Origin of the sequence: Yinghuangia sp. ASG 101 (assembly GCF_021165735.1) — a bacterium.
GTDB lineage: Bacteria > Actinomycetota > Actinomycetes > Streptomycetales > Streptomycetaceae > Yinghuangia.
The window spans coordinates 6,538,110-6,558,600 of record NZ_CP088911.1; the positions used below are offsets into that span (position 1 = coordinate 6,538,110).

Annotated in this window: 17 protein-coding genes; 13 read left to right on the top strand and 4 right to left on the bottom strand. The window is 72.1% G+C overall.

Annotation, left to right across the window (positions count from 1 at the left end):
• Window positions 1–22 precede the first annotated feature (22 nt).
• Window positions 23–1,303, bottom strand: coding sequence for a mannosyltransferase family protein (locus LO772_RS28080; protein WP_231774813.1), 1,281 nt, complete (start codon window positions 1,301–1,303; stop codon window positions 23–25).
• Between the two features lie 226 nt (window positions 1,304–1,529).
• On the bottom strand, window positions 1,530–2,027 hold the full coding sequence (locus LO772_RS28085) for a group III truncated hemoglobin (protein ID WP_231774814.1): 498 nt from the start codon (window positions 2,025–2,027) through the stop codon (window positions 1,530–1,532).
• A 171-nt stretch (window positions 2,028–2,198) separates the two neighbouring features.
• Between LO772_RS28085 and ruvC the strand changes: the two genes are divergently transcribed.
• The 8 genes from ruvC (at window position 2,199) to LO772_RS28125 (ending at window position 12,162) form a co-directional block, all read left to right on the top strand.
• On the top strand, window positions 2,199–2,747 hold the full coding sequence (ruvC, locus tag LO772_RS28090) for a crossover junction endodeoxyribonuclease RuvC (RefSeq protein ID WP_231774815.1): 549 nt from the start codon (window positions 2,199–2,201) through the stop codon (window positions 2,745–2,747).
• Window positions 2,748–2,751: 4 nt separating this feature from the next.
• Complete coding sequence (ruvA, locus tag LO772_RS28095) at window positions 2,752–3,369, top strand: Holliday junction branch migration protein RuvA (protein WP_231774816.1); 618 nt, start codon at window positions 2,752–2,754, stop codon at window positions 3,367–3,369.
• Between the two features lie 307 nt (window positions 3,370–3,676).
• Window positions 3,677–4,768 (top strand): Holliday junction branch migration DNA helicase RuvB, encoded by a 1,092-nt coding sequence (ruvB, locus tag LO772_RS28100; protein WP_231774817.1) that lies wholly within the window; start codon window positions 3,677–3,679, stop codon window positions 4,766–4,768.
• 162 nt (window positions 4,769–4,930) lie between these two features.
• Complete coding sequence (yajC, locus tag LO772_RS28105) at window positions 4,931–5,350, top strand: preprotein translocase subunit YajC (protein ID WP_231774818.1); 420 nt, start codon at window positions 4,931–4,933, stop codon at window positions 5,348–5,350.
• Between the two features lie 163 nt (window positions 5,351–5,513).
• Window positions 5,514–7,397 (top strand): protein translocase subunit SecD, encoded by a 1,884-nt coding sequence (gene secD / locus LO772_RS28110; protein WP_231774819.1) that lies wholly within the window; start codon window positions 5,514–5,516, stop codon window positions 7,395–7,397.
• Window positions 7,397–8,563 carry a protein translocase subunit SecF gene (gene secF / locus LO772_RS28115; RefSeq protein ID WP_231774820.1) on the top strand — a complete coding sequence of 389 codons (1,167 nt, stop codon included), beginning with the start codon at window positions 7,397–7,399 and terminating at the stop codon, window positions 8,561–8,563. The genes secD and secF overlap by 1 nt, the downstream gene beginning before the upstream one ends.
• 86 nt (window positions 8,564–8,649) lie before the next feature.
• Complete coding sequence (locus LO772_RS28120) at window positions 8,650–9,186, top strand: adenine phosphoribosyltransferase (protein ID WP_231774821.1); 537 nt, start codon at window positions 8,650–8,652, stop codon at window positions 9,184–9,186.
• A 261-nt stretch (window positions 9,187–9,447) separates the two neighbouring features.
• Window positions 9,448–12,162 (top strand): RelA/SpoT family protein, encoded by a 2,715-nt coding sequence (locus LO772_RS28125; protein ID WP_231774822.1) that lies wholly within the window; start codon window positions 9,448–9,450, stop codon window positions 12,160–12,162.
• Between the two features lie 132 nt (window positions 12,163–12,294).
• Here the strand turns inward: LO772_RS28125 and LO772_RS28130 are convergent, their stop codons facing one another.
• Window positions 12,295–13,524, bottom strand: coding sequence for a DUF349 domain-containing protein (locus LO772_RS28130; protein WP_231774823.1), 1,230 nt, complete (start codon window positions 13,522–13,524; stop codon window positions 12,295–12,297).
• A 115-nt stretch (window positions 13,525–13,639) separates the two neighbouring features.
• Complete coding sequence (locus LO772_RS28135) at window positions 13,640–14,449, bottom strand: peptidylprolyl isomerase (protein ID WP_231774824.1); 810 nt, start codon at window positions 14,447–14,449, stop codon at window positions 13,640–13,642.
• A 495-nt stretch (window positions 14,450–14,944) separates the two neighbouring features.
• On the opposite strand from LO772_RS28135, the gene LO772_RS28140 reads away from it, so the two are divergent.
• The 5 genes from LO772_RS28140 (at window position 14,945) to LO772_RS28160 (ending at window position 20,435) form a co-directional block, all read left to right on the top strand.
• Window positions 14,945–15,640, top strand: a complete 696-nt coding sequence (locus tag LO772_RS28140; RefSeq protein ID WP_231774825.1) for an MBL fold metallo-hydrolase — start codon at window positions 14,945–14,947, stop codon at window positions 15,638–15,640.
• A gap of 14 nt (window positions 15,641–15,654) precedes the next feature.
• Window positions 15,655–16,914, top strand: a complete 1,260-nt coding sequence (gene hisS, locus LO772_RS28145; RefSeq protein WP_231774826.1) for a histidine--tRNA ligase — start codon at window positions 15,655–15,657, stop codon at window positions 16,912–16,914.
• A complete protein-coding gene (gene aspS / locus LO772_RS28150; RefSeq protein ID WP_231774827.1) occupies window positions 16,911–18,734 on the top strand; it encodes an aspartate--tRNA ligase in 1,824 nt (607 codons plus the stop codon). The genes hisS and aspS overlap by 4 nt, the downstream gene beginning before the upstream one ends.
• Window positions 18,735–19,068: 334 nt before the next feature.
• Complete coding sequence (locus LO772_RS28155; protein ID WP_231774828.1) at window positions 19,069–19,629, top strand: hypothetical protein; 561 nt, start codon at window positions 19,069–19,071, stop codon at window positions 19,627–19,629.
• Window positions 19,630–19,760: 131 nt separating this feature from the next.
• Window positions 19,761–20,435, top strand: a complete 675-nt coding sequence (locus LO772_RS28160; RefSeq protein ID WP_231774829.1) for a hypothetical protein — start codon at window positions 19,761–19,763, stop codon at window positions 20,433–20,435.
• Window positions 20,436–20,491 lie beyond the last annotated feature (56 nt).

A 20,491-nucleotide genomic window follows, 5' to 3' on the forward strand; every position in this document is an offset into this window, starting at 1 on the left:
AGCGGGAGGCCCCTTCGGCGTCTCACGGGTTCGTGTCGACCACGTAGACCAGGTACGCGACGTACCAGCCCGAGAACACGGCCCCCGCGACGAGCAGCACCCCCGCGACCTTGCGCGGCCAACGGGCCATCAGCACCGCCAGCGGCAGCGAGATCGTGAACGCCGGCAGCATGAACCGCGGCTTGGACTGGAAGAACCAGCCGTTGCTCGTGGTCAGCGCCAGGAACATCACTATGCCGCCGTAGACGTGGATCGGCAGCGGCACCTTGCGGTTGCGGAACGACCACACCATCAGCGCCACCGAGAGCAGGATCACGAACGTGCACACGACGTAGATCGGGCGGCCCAGGTGGGTCAGGTACTTGTTCATCCACTGGACGGTGCTCACACCGAAGTCGAAGCGCAGGTTGAACGCCTTGTCCTGGACCCAGAACCACGCGTCCCAGCGCTTGCCGATCACGCCGACCCAGACGATGAACCCGACCACGCCCAGCGGAGCCAGGACCGTCGCGACGATCGGCCGCCGCGCCTCGCGCCCCAGCAGACCCACGCGCGTGCCGTCGTCGCGCCGGGTGAGGACGACTTGCAGTGCCGCGACACCGAGCGCCGCCACTATGGCGAACGCCGTGTTGCGGGTGAGCCCGGCGAGCAGGCACAGCACCAGGGCCGTGGTCCATTGCCGCCGGATGATCGCCAGCAGCCCCCACGAGGCGAACGCGACGAACAGCGCCTCGGAGTAGACCATCGTCAGCACCATCGAGCCGGGGGCCGCGGCCCACAGCAGGGCGAATATCGTCGCGGCGCGGTGGCTGCCGGTCAGTTCCCGGCCGAGTGCGTACAGCCCCCACGCTCCGACGGCGCCGGACACCAGCGTGACGAGCATGCCGGCGTTGAGGCTGCTGAGCCCGGTGATGTTGGAGACGACCCGGACCAGGTACGGATAGCCGGGGAAGAACTCGACGTTGACCCAGTAGGGCTTGCCCGCGGGGGAGACCGGGAGCTTGTCGACATAGCCGAAGTCGGCGATGTCCCGGAACCACTCGCCGTCCCACGAGCCGACCATGGACCAGAACGGCTTGCGCGCCGAGCGGGCCATCAGGGCGAGGACGACGAGGTTGATCGCACGGGCGATCAGGTAGCCGACGATCGCCGGGAGCGCGGGGCGGACGGCCGTACGGAACCGCCGCCCGCTTGTCACCGCCGTCGTCCGCAGCCGCTCGCGCAGGTCCGCGCCCCGCGAACTCGGATCGGCGGGCGGCTTGGCCGCCGTGTCCGAGGCGACCGGGGTGGACGGTGACGGCATGGGCGGCCCTTCCGGGATCTTCCTGGCGGGATGCGGCGTCCTGCGGCGCGTACGCGGCGGGCCGACGGGTGCCGGGGTGCCCGGAGTGATCACGCGGACACGACGGCGGACACAGCCTAGCGCCGAGGATTCGCGTACCGACGCGGGTCCGGGCCTGTCGGGCGATGCCGGGGAAAGATGGTGACCGGGCCGTCACCACGGTGTGATCCGCCGCGGGGAGTCGCCGTCATCCGCTCAGCGGCAGCTGCGTACGCCCCTCGGGCCCGGGCGCCCACGGCCGGAGCCCGTCGTCGGGGATCTCCAGGCGCTTGAGCATCGTCGCGGCGACCCGCTCGGCCTGGACGACGGCCCGGTCGGCCGCCGGACCGGCGAAACGCGCCCGGACGGTGTCCGCCCACAGCCGCGTCCACCGCGCGAAGTGACCTGCGGTGAGCGGGGATTGCGCGTGCAAAGCCTGATGGGGGCGCAACGCGTTGCCCCGGTAGCCGCCGCGCCGCAGCAGCGTCACTTCCCAGAAGTCGGCGATCCGGGGCAGATGCTCCGCGAGATCCATCCGCGCGACGTCGACGAACACATGCCCGAGCAGGTCGTCGGAGAAGGCCGCGGTGTAGAAGTCCTCGAGAAGCAGGAGGATGTCCTCGCGCGACCCGATGTCGCGCAGGACGGCGGGGCGGGGAGCGGCACCGGGAGCCGGAGGCGCGGGATCGTCGGGTACATCGGGCATGCCCACAAGGGTAGGCCGGACGCCGCGCCCTCCGGACCCGCGCGGGTGTGACACGCCCCCGGCGCCGCGGCGTGGCTCGGCCCCGATGGCGGCGGCCTCCGCTAGGGTCGGCACGAATGGCGAACACATGTTCGTATCGCGGGTGAGGCGACGGCCGGAAGAGGTGTGTGCGTGCGCGTGTTCGGAGTCGACCCGGGCCTGACCCGGTGCGGGCTCGGTGTCGTCGAGGGCGGCGTCGGCCGACCGCTGCGCATGATCGAGGCCGGAGTGGTGCGCACGCCCGCGGACGACCCGATCGACGCGCGGCTGCTCGCCGTCGAACAGGGCGTCGAGGAATGGCTCGACCGCCACACGCCGGACTGCGTCGCGGTGGAACGCGTCTTCAGCCAGCACAACGTGCGCACCGTCATGGGCACCGCGCAGGCCTCCGCGGTCGCCATCGTGTGCGCCGCCCGCCGGGGGCTCCCCGTCACGCTGCACACCCCGAGCGAGGTCAAGGCCGCCGTCACCGGCAGCGGGCGCGCCGACAAAGCCCAGATCGGTGCCATGGTCGCGCGCATCCTCCGGCTCGACTCGCCCCCCAAACCCGCCGACGCGGCCGACGCGGTCGCCCTCGCCATCTGCCACATCTGGCGCGGCGGCGCGACCGGCCGCCTCGCCGCCGCGGTCGCCGCCGCCCGCACACCGTCCCCGCGCCTGCCGCGCGGTACGCGAGGATGACCCCGTGATTGCCTTCGTCAGCGGCACCGTCGCCGCCCTCGGACCGGACCAGGCCGTCGTCGAAGTCGGCGGCGTCGGCATGGCCGTCCTGTGCACACCGGCCACGCTCGCGGGCCTGCGGGTCGGCGACTCCGCGCGGCTGGCCACCAGCCTGGTCGTCCGCGAGGACTCCCTCACGCTGTACGGGTTCGCCGACGACGACGAGCGCGGCACGTTCGAGATCCTGCAGACCGCGAGCGGTGTCGGCCCCCGGCTCGCGCAGGCGATGCTGGCGGTCCACCCCCCCGACGCGTTGCGCGCGGCGGTCGCGGGCGGCGACGAGAAAGCCCTCACCGCGGTGCCCGGCATCGGCAAGAAGGGCGCGCAGAAGCTCCTCATCGAGCTGAAGGACCGCCTCGGGCCGCCCACCGGTACGGGTGCCGCCGCCCCCGCGGCCCGGACGCCCGCGTCCTGGCGCGACCAGCTGCACACCGCCCTCGTCGGCCTCGGCTACCAGCCGCGCGAGGCCGAGAGCGCGGTCGACGCCGTCGCCCCCGAGGCCGACGCCGCCACCGCCGCGGGCGGCGTCCCGGATGTCGGGACGCTGCTCCGGTCGGCGCTGCGCGGGCTGAACCGGCGGTGACGGGGCTGCGCACCCACGCGGACACGTGCGGACGCGAGACGCCGCCCCGGCCGCGCCGCTCCCCGGTGACCGGGCGCGGCACGGCGACCCGGTGCGCGGCGAACGACCCCGGACCGGCCGGCCGCGACCGTCCCGCGTGGCGGACCGTCCCCGGAGGAGCGGCCCTCGGCGTCGGACGGCCGCGCGCGCGTGCGTCCGGCGTCCGCTGTCCGCCGCGTACGCAAGGATGGCCGTCGGGCGCGGCCGACGGGGGACCGTCGCGGCGCGCCTCACCGGCACGGGACCACGACCACAGGGGCGGCACGGCATGACGCACGACGGGGACCGCCTGGTGACCGCCGAGGCGGACGGCGAGGACCAGGCGGTCGAGGCCGCACTCCGACCCAAGAGCCTCGACGAGTTCATCGGCCAGGAGCGCGTCCGCGAGCAGCTGTCTCTGGTGCTGCGGGCCGCCCGGGCGCGCGGCGCGGCGCCCGACCACGTGCTGCTCTCCGGCCCGCCCGGGCTCGGCAAGACCACCTTGTCGATGATCATCGCCGCGGAGATGGGCGCGCCCATCCGCATCACGTCCGGGCCGGCCATCCAGCACGCTGGCGACCTCGCCGCGATCCTGTCCTCGCTCGCCGAGGGCGAGGTGCTGTTCCTCGACGAGATCCACCGCATGTCGCGGCCCGCCGAAGAGATGCTCTACATGGCGATGGAGGACTTCCGCGTCGACATCATCGTCGGCAAGGGGCCCGGCGCGACCGCGATCCCGCTCGAACTCCCGCCGTTCACCCTGGTCGGCGCGACCACCCGGGCCGGCCTGCTGCCCCCGCCCCTGCGCGACCGGTTCGGGTTCACCGGCCACATGGACTTCTACGCGCCGCACGAGCTGGAGCGCGTGCTGCACCGGTCCGCGCGGCTGCTCGACGTCCCGATCCACACCGACGGCGCGGCCGAGATCGCCGGGCGCTCGCGGGGGACACCCCGGATCGCCAACCGGCTCCTGCGCCGCGTGCGCGACTACGCGCAGGTCCGGGCGGACGGCGAGGTCACCCGCGAGGTCGCGGCCCTCGCCCTGGACGTGTACGAGGTCGACGCGCAGGGCCTGGACCGGCTCGACCGCGCGGTCCTGCACGCGCTGGTGACCCTCTTCGGCGGCGGTCCGGTCGGCCTGTCGACGCTCGCGGTCGCCGTCGGCGAGGAGACCGAGACGGTCGAGGAGGTCGCCGAGCCGTTCCTGGTCCGCAGCGGCCTGCTCGCGCGCACGCCCAGGGGCCGGGTCGCGACGGCGGCGGCCTGGCGGCACCTGGGGATGGCCCCTCCGCAAGGCGCCGCGAGCGGACAGTCGGGGCGTAGCGCCCAGCAGGGATTGTTCGGTGACGAAGGGACCGCGCCCGGCGGCGCCCCCGTGTAGCACGTCACCCGACCGGGATCGGGTCCCCGGGAACGCATGGGCGGCACGATCGTTGTTCCTTGTGTATCCGTCCGTCTAGACTCCGCCGAGGCCACACGTCGGCCTTGATCACCCCCATGATCCGAGCCGCCGAGCGGCACCGGGAAGGAACCGTTTCCAGCCGTGGACATCCTCAGCCTTCTGCCTATCCTGCTCATCTTCGTCGTGATCTATTTCTTCATGATCAAGCCGGCGAAGAAGCGCCAGCAGGAGGCGGTCCAGACGCAGAACTCGTTGCGCCCCGGATCGGAGGTGCGCACGGTCGCGGGCCTGTTCGCCACCGTCAGCGAGGTCGAGGACGACTCCGTGATCCTGGAGATCGCCCCCGACGTGCACTGCCGTTACCTCAAGAGCGCGATCGTCGCGGTGCTCAGCACCGGTGACGACGACGAGGGCCACGACGGCGCCGAGGACGACCACGGCGACGACCACGGCGACGAGGACGACCACGGCGCGCGCGGCGCCAACGACGACGACGGGGTCGCTCTGGACAAGAAGCCGGAGCGCGGCGCGAGCCGTGACGACGGCGAACAGCCCGGCTAGAAGGGCTTGTTCGAGCCGGAAGTGGTCGGACGCCGACGACCTCGGGGTCGTCGGCGGCAATAGAGTCATGTCCAGGCCACGTATGCACCCGGACAAGGAGCCGGGTGCTGTGTCGTGAACCGGTGGAGTGCGCCGGGCGACACCTACAGGGAGATGGGCGAAGGTGGCAGCACCGAAATCGAATACGCGCGGGCACCCGGGGCGGGCCCTGGCCCTCATCGCGGGGGTCATCGCCGTTCTGTACGGGATCATGTTCGCGACGGGTGACACGACACCGCGCCTCGGCATCGACCTGGCAGGTGGTACGAGCGTGACGCTCCAGGCCAAGCCCGAGCAGGGCGGCAGCCGGGACGCGATCAACTCGCGCAACATGGACACCGCGGTGAAGATCATCCGCGACCGCGTCAACGCGTTCGGCGTTTCCGAGGCCGAGGTCCAGACCCAGGGCAGCGACCACATCGTCATCAACATCCCCAAGGGTGCGGGCGAGCGGGAAGCCGTCGAGCAGGTCGGCAAGACCGCCAAGCTGTACTTCCGGCCGGTGCTGGCCGCCGAGTCGCAGACGGTGACCGCGCCGCAGAACACGGCGACCCCGTCGCCGAGCGCCCCCGCGTCCACGCCGCCGCCGAGCAGCCCGCCGCCGGCGACGCCGTCCCTGGAGGGCCAGGGCGCCGCGTCCTCCGCGCCGCCCGCGTCCACGAGCGCGAGCCCCGGCGCGACGGCGAGCGCCACCGCGACGGGATCGGCCTCGGCCACCCCGCAGAGCCGGGTCATCCCGGACCTGAAGGAGGCCACGCCGCCGCCGTCCGCGCCGCCCGCCGCGACGCCGCCGCCGGCCCCGGCCACCACGCCTCCGGCGGTGGACATGAGCCAGCAGGCCGACCCGACCGCGACCGGTGCGGGCAGCGACCTGTCGGCATACGGCGTGACCCCCGAGCAGCAGGCGCAGTACGCGGCACTCGACTGCTCGGACCCGGCCAAGCGCGGCATCGGCAACACCACCGACCCGCTCGCGCCGGTCGTCGTGTGCGACTCCGAGGCCGGCGACGGCCAGATCCAGAAGTACATCCTGGGCGCCGCCGCGATCGACGGCACCGACCTGGACTCCTCCGAGGCGCAGCTGCCCCCGCAGGGCCAGGCCGGCGGATGGCAGGTCGCGCTCGACTTCGACGGCACCGGCACCGACAAGTTCACCAAGATCACCGGTGACCTCGCGGCCGGCCAGTACCCGACCAACCGCTTCGCGGTCGAGCTGGACGGCGCGGTCGTCGTCGCCCCGACGGTCGACCAGCAGCTGCCCGGCGGCCAGGCGGTCATCACCGGCAACTTCAGCCGCGGCGAGGCCAAGGGCCTCGCGAACATCCTGCGGTACGGCGCGCTGCCGCTCTCGTTCACCCAGAGCGAGGTCAGCACCGTCTCGGCCGCGCTCGGCTCGGACCAGCTGCGCGGCGGCCTGATCGCCGGTGCGATCGGCCTGTTCCTCGTCGCGCTGTACTCGATCATGTACTACCGCGGCCTCGGCTTCGTCAGCCTCATCAGCCTCGGCGTCTCCGGGCTGCTGACCTACGCGGTGATGTGCCTGCTCGGGCGCGGTATCGGCTTCGCGCTGAACCTCCCCGCGGTCTGCGGTGCGATCGCCGCCATCGGCATCACCGCCGACTCGTTCATCGTCTACTTCGAACGCATCCGCGACGAGGTACGCGAGGGCAAGTCCCTCCAGCCGGCCGTGGCCCGGGCCTGGCCGCGCGCGCGGCGCACGATCCTGGTGTCCGACTTCGTGTCGTTCCTCGCCGCCGCGGTCCTGTACTGGGTCTCGGTCGGCAAGGTCAAGGGCTTCGCGTTCACGCTGGGCCTGACCACGCTGCTCGACATCGTCGTGGTCTTCCTGTTCACCAAGCCGCTGATGGTGATCCTGGCGCGCAAGAAGTTCTTCGCGTCCGGCCACCCCTGGTCCGGCCTCGACCCGGCACGCCTGGGAGCCAAACGGCCCCTCGCGTACCGCGCGACGCGGCGGCCCCGGCCCAGCGCCGAGCCCAAGGAGGCCTGATGCCACGCCTCTCCGATCTGCGCAACGTCGGTCACCGGCTCTACAACGGCGACGTCGAGTTCGACTTCGTCGGCCGCAAGAAGATCTGGTACGCGGCCTCCGTGGTCATCGTGCTGCTCGCCCTCGGCGGGTGGCTCGGCCGCGGGCTCTCGTACGGCATCGAGTTCGAGGGCGGTGCCGTCTACACCGTCAAGAAGGAAGGCATCACCGTCTCGCAGGCGCACGACGCCATCGAGCCGTTCACGCAGGGCCACGAGCCGATCGTGCAGAAGGTCGGCGGCGACCAGGTCCGCATCCAGATCGCGAGCAAGAACACCGCCGAGTTCAACCAGATCACCCAGGCGCTGAGCCAGGACCTCGGGGTGGCCCCCGAGAACATCAACAGCGAACTGGTCGGCGCCAGCTGGGGCGAGGAGATCTCCAAGAAGGCCCTGCAAGGCCTGCTGATCTTCATGGTCCTGCTGGTGATCTATCTGACGATCGCCTTCGAGTGGCGCATGGCCCTCGCGTCGTTCGTCGCGCTGGTCCACGACATCGTCATCACGGTCGGCGTCTACGCCCTCGTCGGATTCGAGGTCACCCCCGGCACCGTCATCGGCCTGCTGACGATCCTCGGGTACTCGCTCTACGACACCGTCGTCGTCTTCGACACCGTCAAGGAGACGACCCGGGGCATCACCAAGCAGAACAAGCTGACGTTCAGCCAGGCCGCCAACCGCGGCCTGAACCAGACCCTGGTGCGGTCCATCAACACCACGGTCGTGGCACTGCTGCCCGTCGGCGCGCTGCTGTTCGTCGGCGGCGGGCTCCTCGGGGCCGGCATGCTCAAGGACATCGCCCTGTCGCTGTTCGTCGGCCTCGCCGCGGGCGCGTTCTCGTCGATCTTCATCGCGACGCCGCTGTTCGCGGACCTCAAGGAGCGCACTCCGGAGATGCGGCAGCTCGCCAAGCGCGTCGAGCAGCACCGCGCGGCCCAGGCCAAGGCGGCGGCCAAGGCCGCGGAGGCCAACGAGCGGGCCGAGCGGGAGGACCCCGACGGCGAACCGGCCGCGGCCGGATCCGCCTCCGCGGGGGGAGCGACGTCCGTCGGCCGCCCCACGAGCGTTCGGCGCCAGCCCAGCCGCGGTCGCTCCCGCAGCCGCCCGAGCGGCAAGCGCAAGCACTGACCACCGGTGACCGGGTGACCACACGGCGGCGCGACGCCGACCGGCGGTCACCCGGTCACCGTCTTCCGGGGAAGGACACCCACACCGTGGAACTCCGCGACCTGCTGGAAAGCCGCATCCGCGACGTCCCCGACTGGCCCAAGCCCGGCGTCGTCTTCAAGGACATCTCGCCGCTGCTCGCCGACCACCAGGTCTTCGGCGCCCTCGTGGAAGCCCTCGCCGACCAGTGCGCGACCGACGGCGTCGACAAGGTCGTCGGCATCGAGGCCCGAGGCTTCATCCTCGCCGCACCGGTCGCCTTCCGGTCCGGCGCGGGCTTCGTCCCGGTGCGCAAGCAGGGCAAACTGCCGTGCGCCACCTACGCCGAAAGCTACGACCTGGAGTACGGCTCCGCGACGCTCGAAGTGCACCGCGACGCGTTCACCGCCGGAGACCGCGTCCTCGTGATCGACGACGTGCTCGCCACCGGCGGAACGGTCGGCGCGACCATCGAACTGGTCCGGCGCGCCGGAGCGGACATCGTCGGCGTCTCGGTGCTGATGGAACTGGGTTTCCTCGGCGGCCGGGCGAAACTCGCCTCGCTGCTGGCGGACACCGCCGTGCGGTCCTTCGTCACGATCTGATCGCCGGAGGCGATCCGGTGCCGGGCCACTCTCGTTACGATGGAGATTCACGTGGGGTTTTCGGACGACCAGCCAGACCCCCGCACCGCGCCCGAGGTACCGGAGGCATCTGGGGCACCTGAGGCCGCCGGCGCGTTGTCGACCACACCGGTGACAGCGGCGCCGGAAGCGTCAGAGGTTTCAGGGGTGCCGCAGACGCCGGCGGCGTCGACGGCACCGGGAAACCGGCACCACAGCACCACACCGGCGGGAGGAGAGCCGTTGCCGGACGAGGTCGTGCCCGTGGCACCGACATCGGGAAGGTCCAAGGGCCGTTCCCAGGGTCCCGCACGGGACAGGTCGGCCCGGGTCCACCGGCAGGCCCCGGACGCGACGGACACCGCGCCCGGCCCCGCCCCCGAGAGCCCAGCCCAGCCCGCACCCGCGGCTCGCGCCGACGGGCGGGCCGGCCCCGACGCGGCACCCGACGGCGCGGAGAGCGCACCGGACCCCGCGGCGTCCGACGCGGCGGAACGCCCGCCGCACCCCGACACCCCGCCGCCCGGCCCGCCCGACGGCGAGGTCGGCGGCACCACCGACCACGGCGCCGCCGCGGCCGGCGCCGCCGGCCCCGAATCGCGCCCCGCACCCGCCCGCCCCGCGCAACGCCGCGGCGCGACGAGCGGCGACCGGGTGCGCAGCCTGCGCAGCGACACCGGGGGCCGCGTCCGCGCCCGTCTCGCCCGGCTCGGCGTCCAGCGGAACAGCGTCTACAACCCGGTCCTGGAGCCGCTGCTGCGCATCGTGCGCGCCAACGACCCCAAGGCCGACCTGCGCGAGATCGAGCGGGCGTACACCACCGCCGAACGCTGGCACCGGGGGCAGCGCCGCAAGAGCGGCGACCCCTACATCACCCACCCGCTCGCCGTCGCCACGATCCTCGCCGAGCTGGGCATGGACCCGCCCACCCTCATGGCCGGGCTGCTGCACGACACCGTCGAGGACACCGACTACGGCCTGGAGACACTGCGCCGCGACTTCGGGGACACCGTCACCATGCTCGTGGACGGCGTCACCAAGCTCGACAAGGTCAAGTTCGGCGAGGCCGCGCAGGCCGAGACCGTCCGCAAGATGGTCATCGCGATGGCGAAGGACCCCCGCGTCCTGGTCATCAAGCTCGCCGACCGGCTGCACAACATGCGCACCATGCGCTACCTCAAGCGCGAGAAGCAGGAGCGCAAGGCCCGCGAGACGCTGGAGATCTACGCGCCGCTGGCCCACCGGCTCGGCATGAACACCATCAAGTGGGAGCTGGAGGACCTGGCGTTCGCCATCCTCTACCCCAAGATGTACGACGAGATCGTGCGCCTCGTCGCCGAGCGCGCGCCCAAGCGCGACGAATACCTCGCCGTGGTCATCGACCAGGTCCAGGAAGACCTCGGCGGCGCCCGCATCAAGGCCACCGTCACCGGGCGGCCCAAGCACTACTACTCCGTCTACCAGAAGATGATCGTCCGCGGCCGGGACTTCGCGGAGATCTACGACCTGGTCGGCATCCGCGTCCTCGTCGACTCCGTACGCGACTGCTACGCCGCCCTCGGCACCATCCACGCGCGGTGGAACCCGGTGCCCGGCCGGTTCAAGGACTACGTCGCGATGCCCAAGTTCAACATGTACCAGTCGCTGCACACGACGGTCATCGGCCCCGAAGGCAAGCCCGTCGAGCTCCAGATCCGCACGTTCGACATGCACCGCCGCGCCGAATACGGCATCGCCGCGCACTGGAAGTACAAGGCCGAGGCGGTCGGCGGCAACCGCGCCGCCGCCGAGACCAAGGCGTCCAAGAAGGACAACGCGCAGGTCGGCGACATGGCCTGGCTGCGCCAACTCCTCGACTGGCAGCGGGAGACGGACGACCCCGGCGAGTTCCTGGAGTCGCTGCGCTTCGACCTGTCCTCGCAAGAGGTGTTCGTCTTCACCCCCAAGGGCGACGTCATCGCGCTCCCGGCCGGGTCCACGCCGGTCGACTTCGCGTACGCCGTGCACACCGACGTCGGCCACCGCACCATCGGCGCCCGCGTCAACGGCCGCCTCGTCCCGCTGGAGAGCCGCCTCGACAACGGCGACCTGGTCGAGGTCTTCACTTCGAAGGCCGAGACGGCCGCCCCCAGCCGAGACTGGCTCGGCTTCGTCAAATCGCCGCGCGCCCGCAACAAGATCCGCCAGTGGTTCTCCAAAGAGCGCCGCGAAGAGGCCATCGAGCACGGCAAGGACGCGCTGACGCGCGCGATGCGCAAGCAGAACCTGCCGATGCAGCGCCTCATGACCAGCGGCGACGCCCTGGTCACGCTCGCCCACGAGCTGCGCTACGCCGACATCTCGGCGCTGTACGCCGCGATCGGCGAGCAACAGGTCTCGGCCCAGCACGTCGTCCAGCGCCTCGTCGCCTCCCTCGGCGGCGAGGAGGGCGCGACCGAGGACCTGGCCGAGGTGACCACCCCGACCGCGACCCGCCGCACCCGCCGGGCGAGCGGCGACCCGGGCGTGATCGTCAAGGGCGTCGAGGACATCTGGGTCAAGCTCTCGCGCTGCTGCACACCGGTGCCGGGCGACCCGATCATCGGCTTCGTGACGCGCGGCAGCGGCGTCTCCGTCCACCGCCAGGACTGCGGCAACGTCGAATCGCTCTCGCAGCAGCCCGAACGCATCGTCGAGGTCGAGTGGGCGCCCACGGCGTCATCGGTGTTCCTCGTCGCCATCGAGGTCCAGGCGCTCGACCGGTCCCGGCTGCTGTCCGACATCACGCGCGTGCTCTCCGACCAGCACGTCAACATCCTGTCGGCGTCCGTCACCACCAGCCGCGACCGCGTGGCGCTGAGCCGCTTCACGTTCGAAATGGGCGACCCGAAGCACCTGGGCCACGTCCTGCGGGCCGTACGCGGCGTGGAAGGCGTCTTCGACGCGTACCGTGTGACCAGCGGGCGGCAGCAGGGCTGAACGGCACCGGGGCGGGCACCCGCCCCGGCTCGGTCGACACGAACGGCGCGACCCACCGGGAACGGCCGTGGGCCCGGCGCGACCGCTGTCGCACCGGGCCCACGGACCGGAGAACCGCTCCGAAAGGCGGCCTCAGCCGCCGAACTCCTCCAGCGCCTTGCGCGCCTCCGCGAGCCAGGACTCGCGCGCCGCGATCGCCTCGTCCGCCTCGCGCGCCTTGCGGTCGTTGCCGACGGCCCGCGCCTTGTCGCCCTGCGCGCGCAACTTGTCGATGGACGCCTGGAGTTGGTCCACCGTCGCCTGCGCCCGGGCCCGCGCCTCCGGGTTGGTGCGACGCCACAGGTCCTCTTCGGCATCGCGGATCGCCCGCTCGACCGCGTGCAGACGCGCCTCCAGCTTCGGACGCGCGTCACGCGGCACGTGTCCGATGCCCTCCCAGCGCTCGTTCACCGAACGCAGCGCCGCACGCGCCGACTTCACGTCCTCGATCGGCAGCAGCGCCTCCGCCTCGACGAGCAACTGCTCCTTGAGGCCCTGGTTGTCACGCTGCTCCGAGTCACGCTCGGCGTACACCTCGCCGCGCGCCGCGAAGAACACGTCCTGCGCGGCCCGGAAGCGCTGCCACAGCTCCTCCTCGACATCGCGCTGCGCCCGCCCCGCGGCCTTCCAGTCGCGCATCAGGTCGCGGTACCGCGCGGACGTGTCGTTCCAGTCCGTCGACGACGACAACGCCTCGGCATCCGCGACCAGGCGCTCCTTGGTGCGCCGCACGGCCTCGCGCTGCTGGTCCAACTCGGCGAAGTGGCTCTTGCGGCGCTTGGCGAACGCCGAGCGCGCCTGCGAGAAGCGGTGCCACAACTCGTCGTCGGTCTTGCGGTCGAGCCGAGGAACCGCCCGCCACGCGTCGACCAGGGCACGCAGCCGCTCGCCGGCCTGCCGCCAGTCGGTGCTCTGCGACAACTGCTCGGCCTCGGCGACGATCCGCTCCTTCGCGGTGTGCGCCTCCTCCTGTGCCCGCGCCCGCGCGACCTTGCGCTCCTCGCGGCGGGTCTCCACCACACCGGTCAGCGCGTCCAGGCGCCCGACCAGGGCGTCCAGGTCGCCGACCGCGTGGGCGTCGACGATGTTCGCGCGCAGGTGCTCGATCGCGATGGCCGCGTCCTTCGGAGCGAGGTCCGTGGTCCGCACGCGCCGTTCCAGGAGCTCGACTTCGACGACGAGGCCTTCGTACTTGCGCCGGAAGTAGGCAAGGGCCTCATCCGGGGAACCCGCCTGCCACGAACCGACGGAACGCTCACCGTCCGCCGTCCTGACAAAGACGTTTCCCTGCTCGTCGACGCGGCCCCACGGGTCGCTGGTCACAGCGGCCTCCTTCGATGCTGAATGCGGCGACTTTACACAGGAGTCGGGGGCGGCGGGCGCCCCGCCGCCCGGCGACCGCGGCGATTCGGACGTCCGGAGCCCGAACACGCCGAGGTCAGGTCTTCTTCGTGACCGCAACCGTGTTGAGGACGACATTCTCGTGCGGAGCGCCGTCCGAGCTCATGTCCGCGGTGCCGGCCGCGGCGATCTTCTGCAGCACGTCCATGCCCCCGGTGATCCGCCCGAACGGGGTGTAGTCGGACGGCAGCGGGGAGTCCTTCTCCACCAGGAAGAACTGGCTGCCCCCGGTGTTCGGCCCGGAGTTCGCCATCGCGACGGTGCCCGCCGGGTAGCTCGCGCCGCCCAGGTTCTCGTCCGGAAGCTGGTAGCCCGGCCCGCCGTTCCCGGTGGCCGTCGGGTCGCCGCACTGCAGGACGAAGATGCCCTCGGTCGTCAGACGGTGGCACTGCGTGTGGTCGAAGTACTTCTGCTCGGCCAGGAAGTTGAACGAGTTGACCGTCCTCGGCGCCTTCGCCGCCTCCAGCGCGATCGTGATGTCGCCGCAGGTCGTGCGCAGCACCATCTCGTAGGCGGCGTTCGTGTCGATCGCCATCGCCGGCTCGGCCGGATACGACTGCGCGGCCGGCTCGCCGGGCTCCGGCGCGGCACACGTCTTCGGAGCGTTGTTCACCGGCGGCGCCGTGTCCGCGGCGTTCACCGTCGGGTCCTGGCCGCCCTTGTCGTCGTCGCCGCTCACCGCGCTCGCGATCCACACGCCGCCCCCCGCGACCACCACAACCGCGAGAACGGCGGCGATGAGCGAGTTGCGCTGCTTGGCCCGCGTGCGGGCCTCCGCCCGACGCCGCTGCTGCCGCTCGTGTTTCGCGCGCGCGAGATGGCGCTGGCGCTGCTCCTTGCTGACCACCGCGTGTTCTCCTGGTTCGGCTGTTCCGGGCCCGGCCGCGCCGGGCTGTCCCGGCGCTCCGGGTGCCCCCGGTCTCCTGATGGCTTCCGCTGTTCCCGTGCCGTCCCCCGCGGCGACGGGCGCTTCCCGGTGTCCGGGGGCGCCGAGCCGCCGACGCCCGCCCGGCCCGGTCGTGCGCGCGCCCCGGGCGGATCGCCGTTCGGCCGAGCGGCGATCCACGTCACGACCTGCGGTGATGCACCGGCACGCCGAAACGCGGGCGACTGGCGCACAGTGTAGGCGTGCGGCCGGGAACCGGTTCGCGAACCGCCCCCGTGCGCCGGTACCCTCGGACGAGGATTCCCACGTCCGCCGCATATTGCCTGCTGATCGGCCGCGCCGGAAGACCTCCTCCGGGCCCGCCAGGGCGCGGAACCGCCGAGGACCGACCGCGGTCCGCGGCGGGTCGTCCGCCGACCAACCGCCGGTCCACCTTCGAGACAGCCGAGGACGAACGTGATCATCGCCGGGTTCCCCGCCGGGTCTTTTGGCACCAACTGCTATGTGGTCGCCCCCGACGCGGGCGAGGAGTGCGTGATCGTCGATCCCGGGCAGGACGCGTTCGACGGCGTGCAGGAGATCATCCGCGAGAACCGGCTCCGGCCCGTCGCCGTGCTCCTCACCCACGGCCATCTCGACCACATGTGGTCGGTTGTTCCCGTGTGCGACGAGCACAAGGTCCCCGCGTGGATCCACCCTGACGACCGCGACATGCTCGCCGATCCGATCAAGGGCTTCTCGCGGGTCGCCGGGCAGCAGCTTTTCGGCGGAATGACGTTCACCGAGCCCGACGACGTCCGCGAGTTGACCGACGGCGCGACGCTCGACCTGGCCGGGCTGGAGTTCACGGTCCGTCACGCCCCCGGCCATACCGGGGGGTCGGTGACCTTCGGCACCGGAGCGGACGCGGACATCCCGCCCGTCCTCTACTCCGGTGACCTGCTCTTCGCCGGCTCCATCGGACGCACCGACCTCCCCGGCGGCGACCACGCGCAAATGCTGAAGTCGCTCACCCGGGTGGTCCTGCCGCTGCCGGACGAGACCGTCGTCCTGTCCGGGCACGGCCCCCAGACCACGATCGGCCGCGAGCGCGCCACGAACCCGTATCTGCAGGAGTTGGCGCCCCAGGCGGGTCCTCGCCGAGGAATGTGACGGAAGAGCAACACGTGAGTACCTTCAACGCCCCCAAGGGCACCTTCGACATGCTCCCGCCGTATTCGGAGACGTACAACCGGATCCGGATCCAGTTCGGCCTCGAACTGCGCGACGCGGGCTTCCAGTACATCGAGACGCCCACGTTCGAGGACACCGGCCTCTTCGCGCGCGGCGTCGGGGAATCCACCGACATCGTCTCGAAGGAGATGTACACCTTCAGCGACCGCGCCGGCCGCTCGCTGACGCTGCGCCCCGAGGGCACCGCGGCCGTCGTCCGCTCGGTGCTCCAGCACAAGCTGTACGCCGCGCGACTGCCGGTCAAGCTCTGGTACTTCGGGTCCTACTACCGCTACGAGCAGCCCCAGGCCGGCCGTACACGGCAGTTCACCCAGGTCGGCGCCGAGGCCATCGGCAGCCGCGACCCGCTGGTCGACGTCGAGATGATCGCCCTCGCCGTCGAGGGCTTCCAGAAGCTCGGCCTCACCGACTTCCGCCTGCTGCTCAACTCGCTCGGCTGCCGCGAATGCCGCCCCGTCTACCGGTCGCGCCTCCAGGAGTTCCTGCGCTCGCTCGACCTGGACGAGGACACCCTGCGCCGCGTCGACATCAACCCGCTGCGCGTGCTCGACGACAAACGGCCCGAGGTCCAGGCCCAGTTGACCGGCGCCCCGCTGATCACCGACAGCCTGTGCGAGGCGTGCGCGGCCCACCACACGTTCGTCCGCTCGATGCTCGACGACCTCGGGATCAAGTACGAAGACGACCCGCGCCTCGTCCGCGGGCTCGACTACTACGTGCGCACCATCTTCGAGTTCGTGCACGACGGTCTCGGCGCGCAGTCCGCGATCGGCGGCGGCGGGCGCTACGACGGCCTCGCGCAGGAGCTGGGCGGACCCGAACTGCCGTCCGTCGGCTGGGCGCTCGGCGTCGGCCGCACCATGCTCGCCTTGGAGGCCGAGGGCCGCGAGATCGAGATGGGCGCGGACTGCGACGTGTACGGCGTCGCGCTCGGCGAGGAGGCGCGCCGCGAGGTGTTCAAGCTTGTCACCGCGCTGCGCGTCGCCGACATCCCGGCCGACATGGCGTTCGACAGCAAGAAGCTCAAAGGCGCGATGAAGGCCGCCGACCAGTCCGGCGCGCGGTACGCCATCATCCTCGGCGACCGCGATCTCGCGGACGGCGTCGTCCAGTTGAAGGACCTCACCACCGGCGACCAGGCGCCCGTATCCCTCCACCTCGTGGTCGACTCTCTGAAGGAGAAGCTCCAGTGATCCGCACCCATGAAGCCGGCACGCTCCGCGCGGAGCACGCCGGGACCACCGTGACGCTCGCCGGCTGGGTCGCCCGGCGGCGCGATCACGGCGGCGTGGCGTTCGTGGACATCAGGGACGCCTCCGGCACCGTCCAGGTCGTCTTCCGCGACTTGGACGCGGTGCACGACCTGCGCGGCGAATACTGCGTCAAGGTCACCGGCGACGTGCGGATCCGCCCCGAGGGCAACGAGAACACCGAGATCCCGACCGGCGCGGTCGAGGTGCTGGTCAACGACTTCGAGGTGTTGTCCGAGGCGGCCCCGCTGCCGTTCCCCATCGAGGAGTACACCCCGGGGACGGTCAACGAGGAGGTCCGGCTGCGCTACCGCTACCTCGACCTGCGCCGCCGTCAGATGGCCCAAAACCTGCGCCTGCGGTCGCAGGTCACGCAGATCATCCGCGACGTGCTCGCGGAGAACCGCTTCCTGGACATCGAGACGCCCTACCTCACCCGCTCGACGCCCGAGGGCGCGCGCGACTTCGTGGTGCCGGTGCGCCTTCAGCCGGGCACGTGGTACGCGCTGCCGCAATCGCCGCAGTTGTTCAAGCAACTGCTCATGGTCGCGGGCATGGAGCGCTACTACCAGATCGCGCGCTGTTTCCGCGACGAGGACTTCCGCGCCGACCGGCAGCCGGAGTTCACGCAGCTCGACATCGAGATGTCGTTCTGCGACCAGGACGACGTCATCGGGCTGACCGAGCGCCTGATCGCGCGGATCTGGCGCGAGGTGCACGGGGTGGAGGTGCCGCTGCCGCTGCCGCGCATGACGTACGCGGACGCGATGGCCAAATACGGTTCCGACAAGCCGGACCTGCGCTTCGGCGTCGAGATCAGCGACTTGACGGACTACTTCGCGGGGACCGAATTCCGGGTCTTCCAGTCGGAGTTCGTCGGTGCCGTCGTGATGCCCGGCGGGGCCTCGCAGACCCGCAAGGAACTCGACGGGTGGCAGGACTGGGCGCGCGCACGCGGGGCGCGCGGTCTCGCGTACGTCCTCGTCGACGCGGAAACCGGCGAGCTGCGCGGTCCGGTGGCCAAGAACCTGTCCGAGGCGCATCTCGGTGGGCTGGTCGCGGCGACCGGCGCCAACCGCGGCGACGCGATCTTCTTCGCCGCCGGCCGCCGCACGCCCTCGCTCGAACTCCTGGGCGCCGCACGCCTGGAGATCGGACGGCGTGGCGGGCTCGTCGACGAGTCGGCGTGGAACCTGCTGTGGGTCGTGGATTTCCCGATGTTCGAGCCGATCGAGGACGACAAGGGCAACTTCCAGGGCTGGCACGCCATCCACCACCCGTTCACCGCGCCCACGGCCGAGTACCTCGACTCGTTCGACAAGGACCCGGGGGCGGCGCTGTCCAACGCGTACGACCTCGTATTGAACGGCACGGAGGTCGGTGGCGGTTCGATCCGTATCCACCGCGCCGACGTGCAGAAGCGGGCGTTCGAGGCGATCGGCTTGTCCGACGAAGAGGCGCAGTCGCAGTTCGGATTCCTTCTGGACGCCTTCCAGTTCGGCCCGCCGCCGCACGGCGGGATCGCGCTCGGGCTGGACCGGCTCGTCGCGCTGCTCGCGGGCGCCGACTCGATCCGCGACGTGATGGCGTTCCCGAAGACCGCGACCGGCGGCGACCCCCTGACCGGGGCGCCGACGCCGATCACCCCGGCGCAGCGGCGCGAGGCGGGGATCGACGCGACGCCGAAGGCCGCGGGGGAGTCGGACGCGGGTGACGAGGCCGACGAGGCCGACGACGCGAAGAAGGCCGCGCGGGCGAGCTGACGCGGTGGCCGGTGGTCCCGGCCCCCGAGCGAAGCCCCGTGGCCATGGGCCCCGCGACGCCGCTCGGTGCGGCGTCGCGGGGCTCTCGCGTGTCCGGGGTTCCGTGGGCTGACGGCTCTATCACGTTCCCGGCCGTCGCCGCGCGGTGCCTGGGGACAACTCCGTGGTCCGAGCATCGGCCGGAGCGGTTGTCCACAGCCTGCCGCCTGAGTGGCGTTGCGTGTGGCGTCCCTTGCCTAGCGTTGTCGTACGTCGTCACATCGTCACGGCCGGCGGAGGCCGGCGGGCGGGGCGACGCGACGGCGACGTTCGCTACGCGAGGAGGGCGGGACGCATGGGTGCCAAGGTGTCGAAGGCCGGCCGGCCGGCGGGATCGGCGAAGGCGGCGAAGGCGGCGAAGGCGAAAGAGCACGACCGGGGTTCGGTGGGTGCCGCACCGCCGCGGACGCCACCACCGCGCACCGCACCGCCGCCGGGGCAGGGCACGGGCGCGGCGGTCGCCGTGCCGCGACCGCGGCCTGGTGCGGGGGCGTGCGACGCGGTCGAGGCCGCGCCCAGGCCCTTCTTCCTCGGCCGCGGCAACCTGCGCCGCCGCGGTTGGACCGAAAGCGGTATCGCGCGCTTCCTCGGGGACGCGGACGCGCTGGCACCCAACCCGGTCGTGCCGTCGGCGCGGCACATGCGGCTGTACGACGAGGCGCGCGTGGCCCGCGTCGAGGCCACCGAGGACTGGCGGCAGTGGCATGCCGCCTCCCAACGGCGGCGCGAGTCCCATCGTTTGCGGGCGGAGGAGCGGGCCCGGGAGAGAGCGGACCGCCTCGCCAGACTCGGGGTGTACGCGGAGGCGGCGTCCGAGGCGGTGAACCGCCGTGGGCCCGGGGCCCGATCCACCTGATGAAGCGTCAATGTCCGTGCCATGCGCGATCATGAGCGGGGGACTCGGGACGGAGGAGACATGAGCGATCGGCGTGAAGGACGGGGTGCCGCGCGCGCCCGGTCGTTCCCGGTGGGGAGCGGGGCCCGTATATGACCGGCGTGACGGCGCGGACCCGGGTGGTGCATGTCAATTCGCTGCGGTGGTTCGTCGAGCGGGACGGCGGTGCGGAGTTCGTCCGCTCACACGGTGACGCGGTGGACGACGACGTGGTCACCCGGGCGATGGCCCGGGCCTACCCCGACACCGTGGGGGTGCTGACCGCACTGGGCAACGCCGGCGTCCGGGCCGACTGCTGGTTCACCGTGGACGGCTCCGGACACCCCGGGGGCTCCGGAGCCGAGGCGATCGCCGACGCGGTCACGGCCGTGCAAGCGGCCGGTGCCACGGGGGCGGCACCGGGGTGCTCCCTGGGTGGCCTGAACCTGTCGGTGGGCGGCGCGGAGGAGGCGCCGATCGCGGCGGGCTCCGTGGTCACCGGCCTGACCTGCACCGGGCCGGACGACGAGGCGATAGCCCGGGCGGCCGTCGCGCTCGCGGAGGCGTTCGGGCCGCACGTGGTCTGGGACAGCGGCCTCACGGATGTCATGGTGGTCGACGCCGGGATGACGCGGGCCCAGGTGCTGGAGCGTTGGGTCGCCGGTGCCGGTGCCGGTGCCGGTGCCGGTGCCGGTACCGGTGCGGGTGCCGGTGACGGTCCGGGTGGCGGGGATGGGAACGGGGGTGGCGGGTCGGCGGGTTCGGAGGGTTGGCGTCCGTCGTCCTGACGCGTCGCGGTCGCGGCCACGCCCACCGGCGTCGGCGGCGGCGTGCGCGGGCCGAG

Excerpts from the sequence above, each read along its gene's own strand:
- LO772_RS28080 (WP_231774813.1), bottom strand. The coding sequence starts at position 1,303 with ATGCCGTCACCGTCCACCCCGGTCGCCTCGGACACGGCGGCCAAGCCG.
- LO772_RS28085 (WP_231774814.1), bottom strand. The coding sequence starts at position 2,027 with ATGCCCGATGTACCCGACGATCCCGCGCCTCCGGCTCCCGGTGCCGCT.
- ruvB (WP_231774817.1), top strand. The coding sequence starts at position 3,677 with ATGACGCACGACGGGGACCGCCTGGTGACCGCCGAGGCGGACGGCGAG.
- secF (WP_231774820.1), top strand. The coding sequence starts at position 7,397 with ATGCCACGCCTCTCCGATCTGCGCAACGTCGGTCACCGGCTCTACAAC.
- LO772_RS28155 (WP_231774828.1), top strand. The coding sequence starts at position 19,069 with ATGGGTGCCAAGGTGTCGAAGGCCGGCCGGCCGGCGGGATCGGCGAAG.
- LO772_RS28160 (WP_231774829.1), top strand. The coding sequence starts at position 19,761 with ATGACCGGCGTGACGGCGCGGACCCGGGTGGTGCATGTCAATTCGCTG.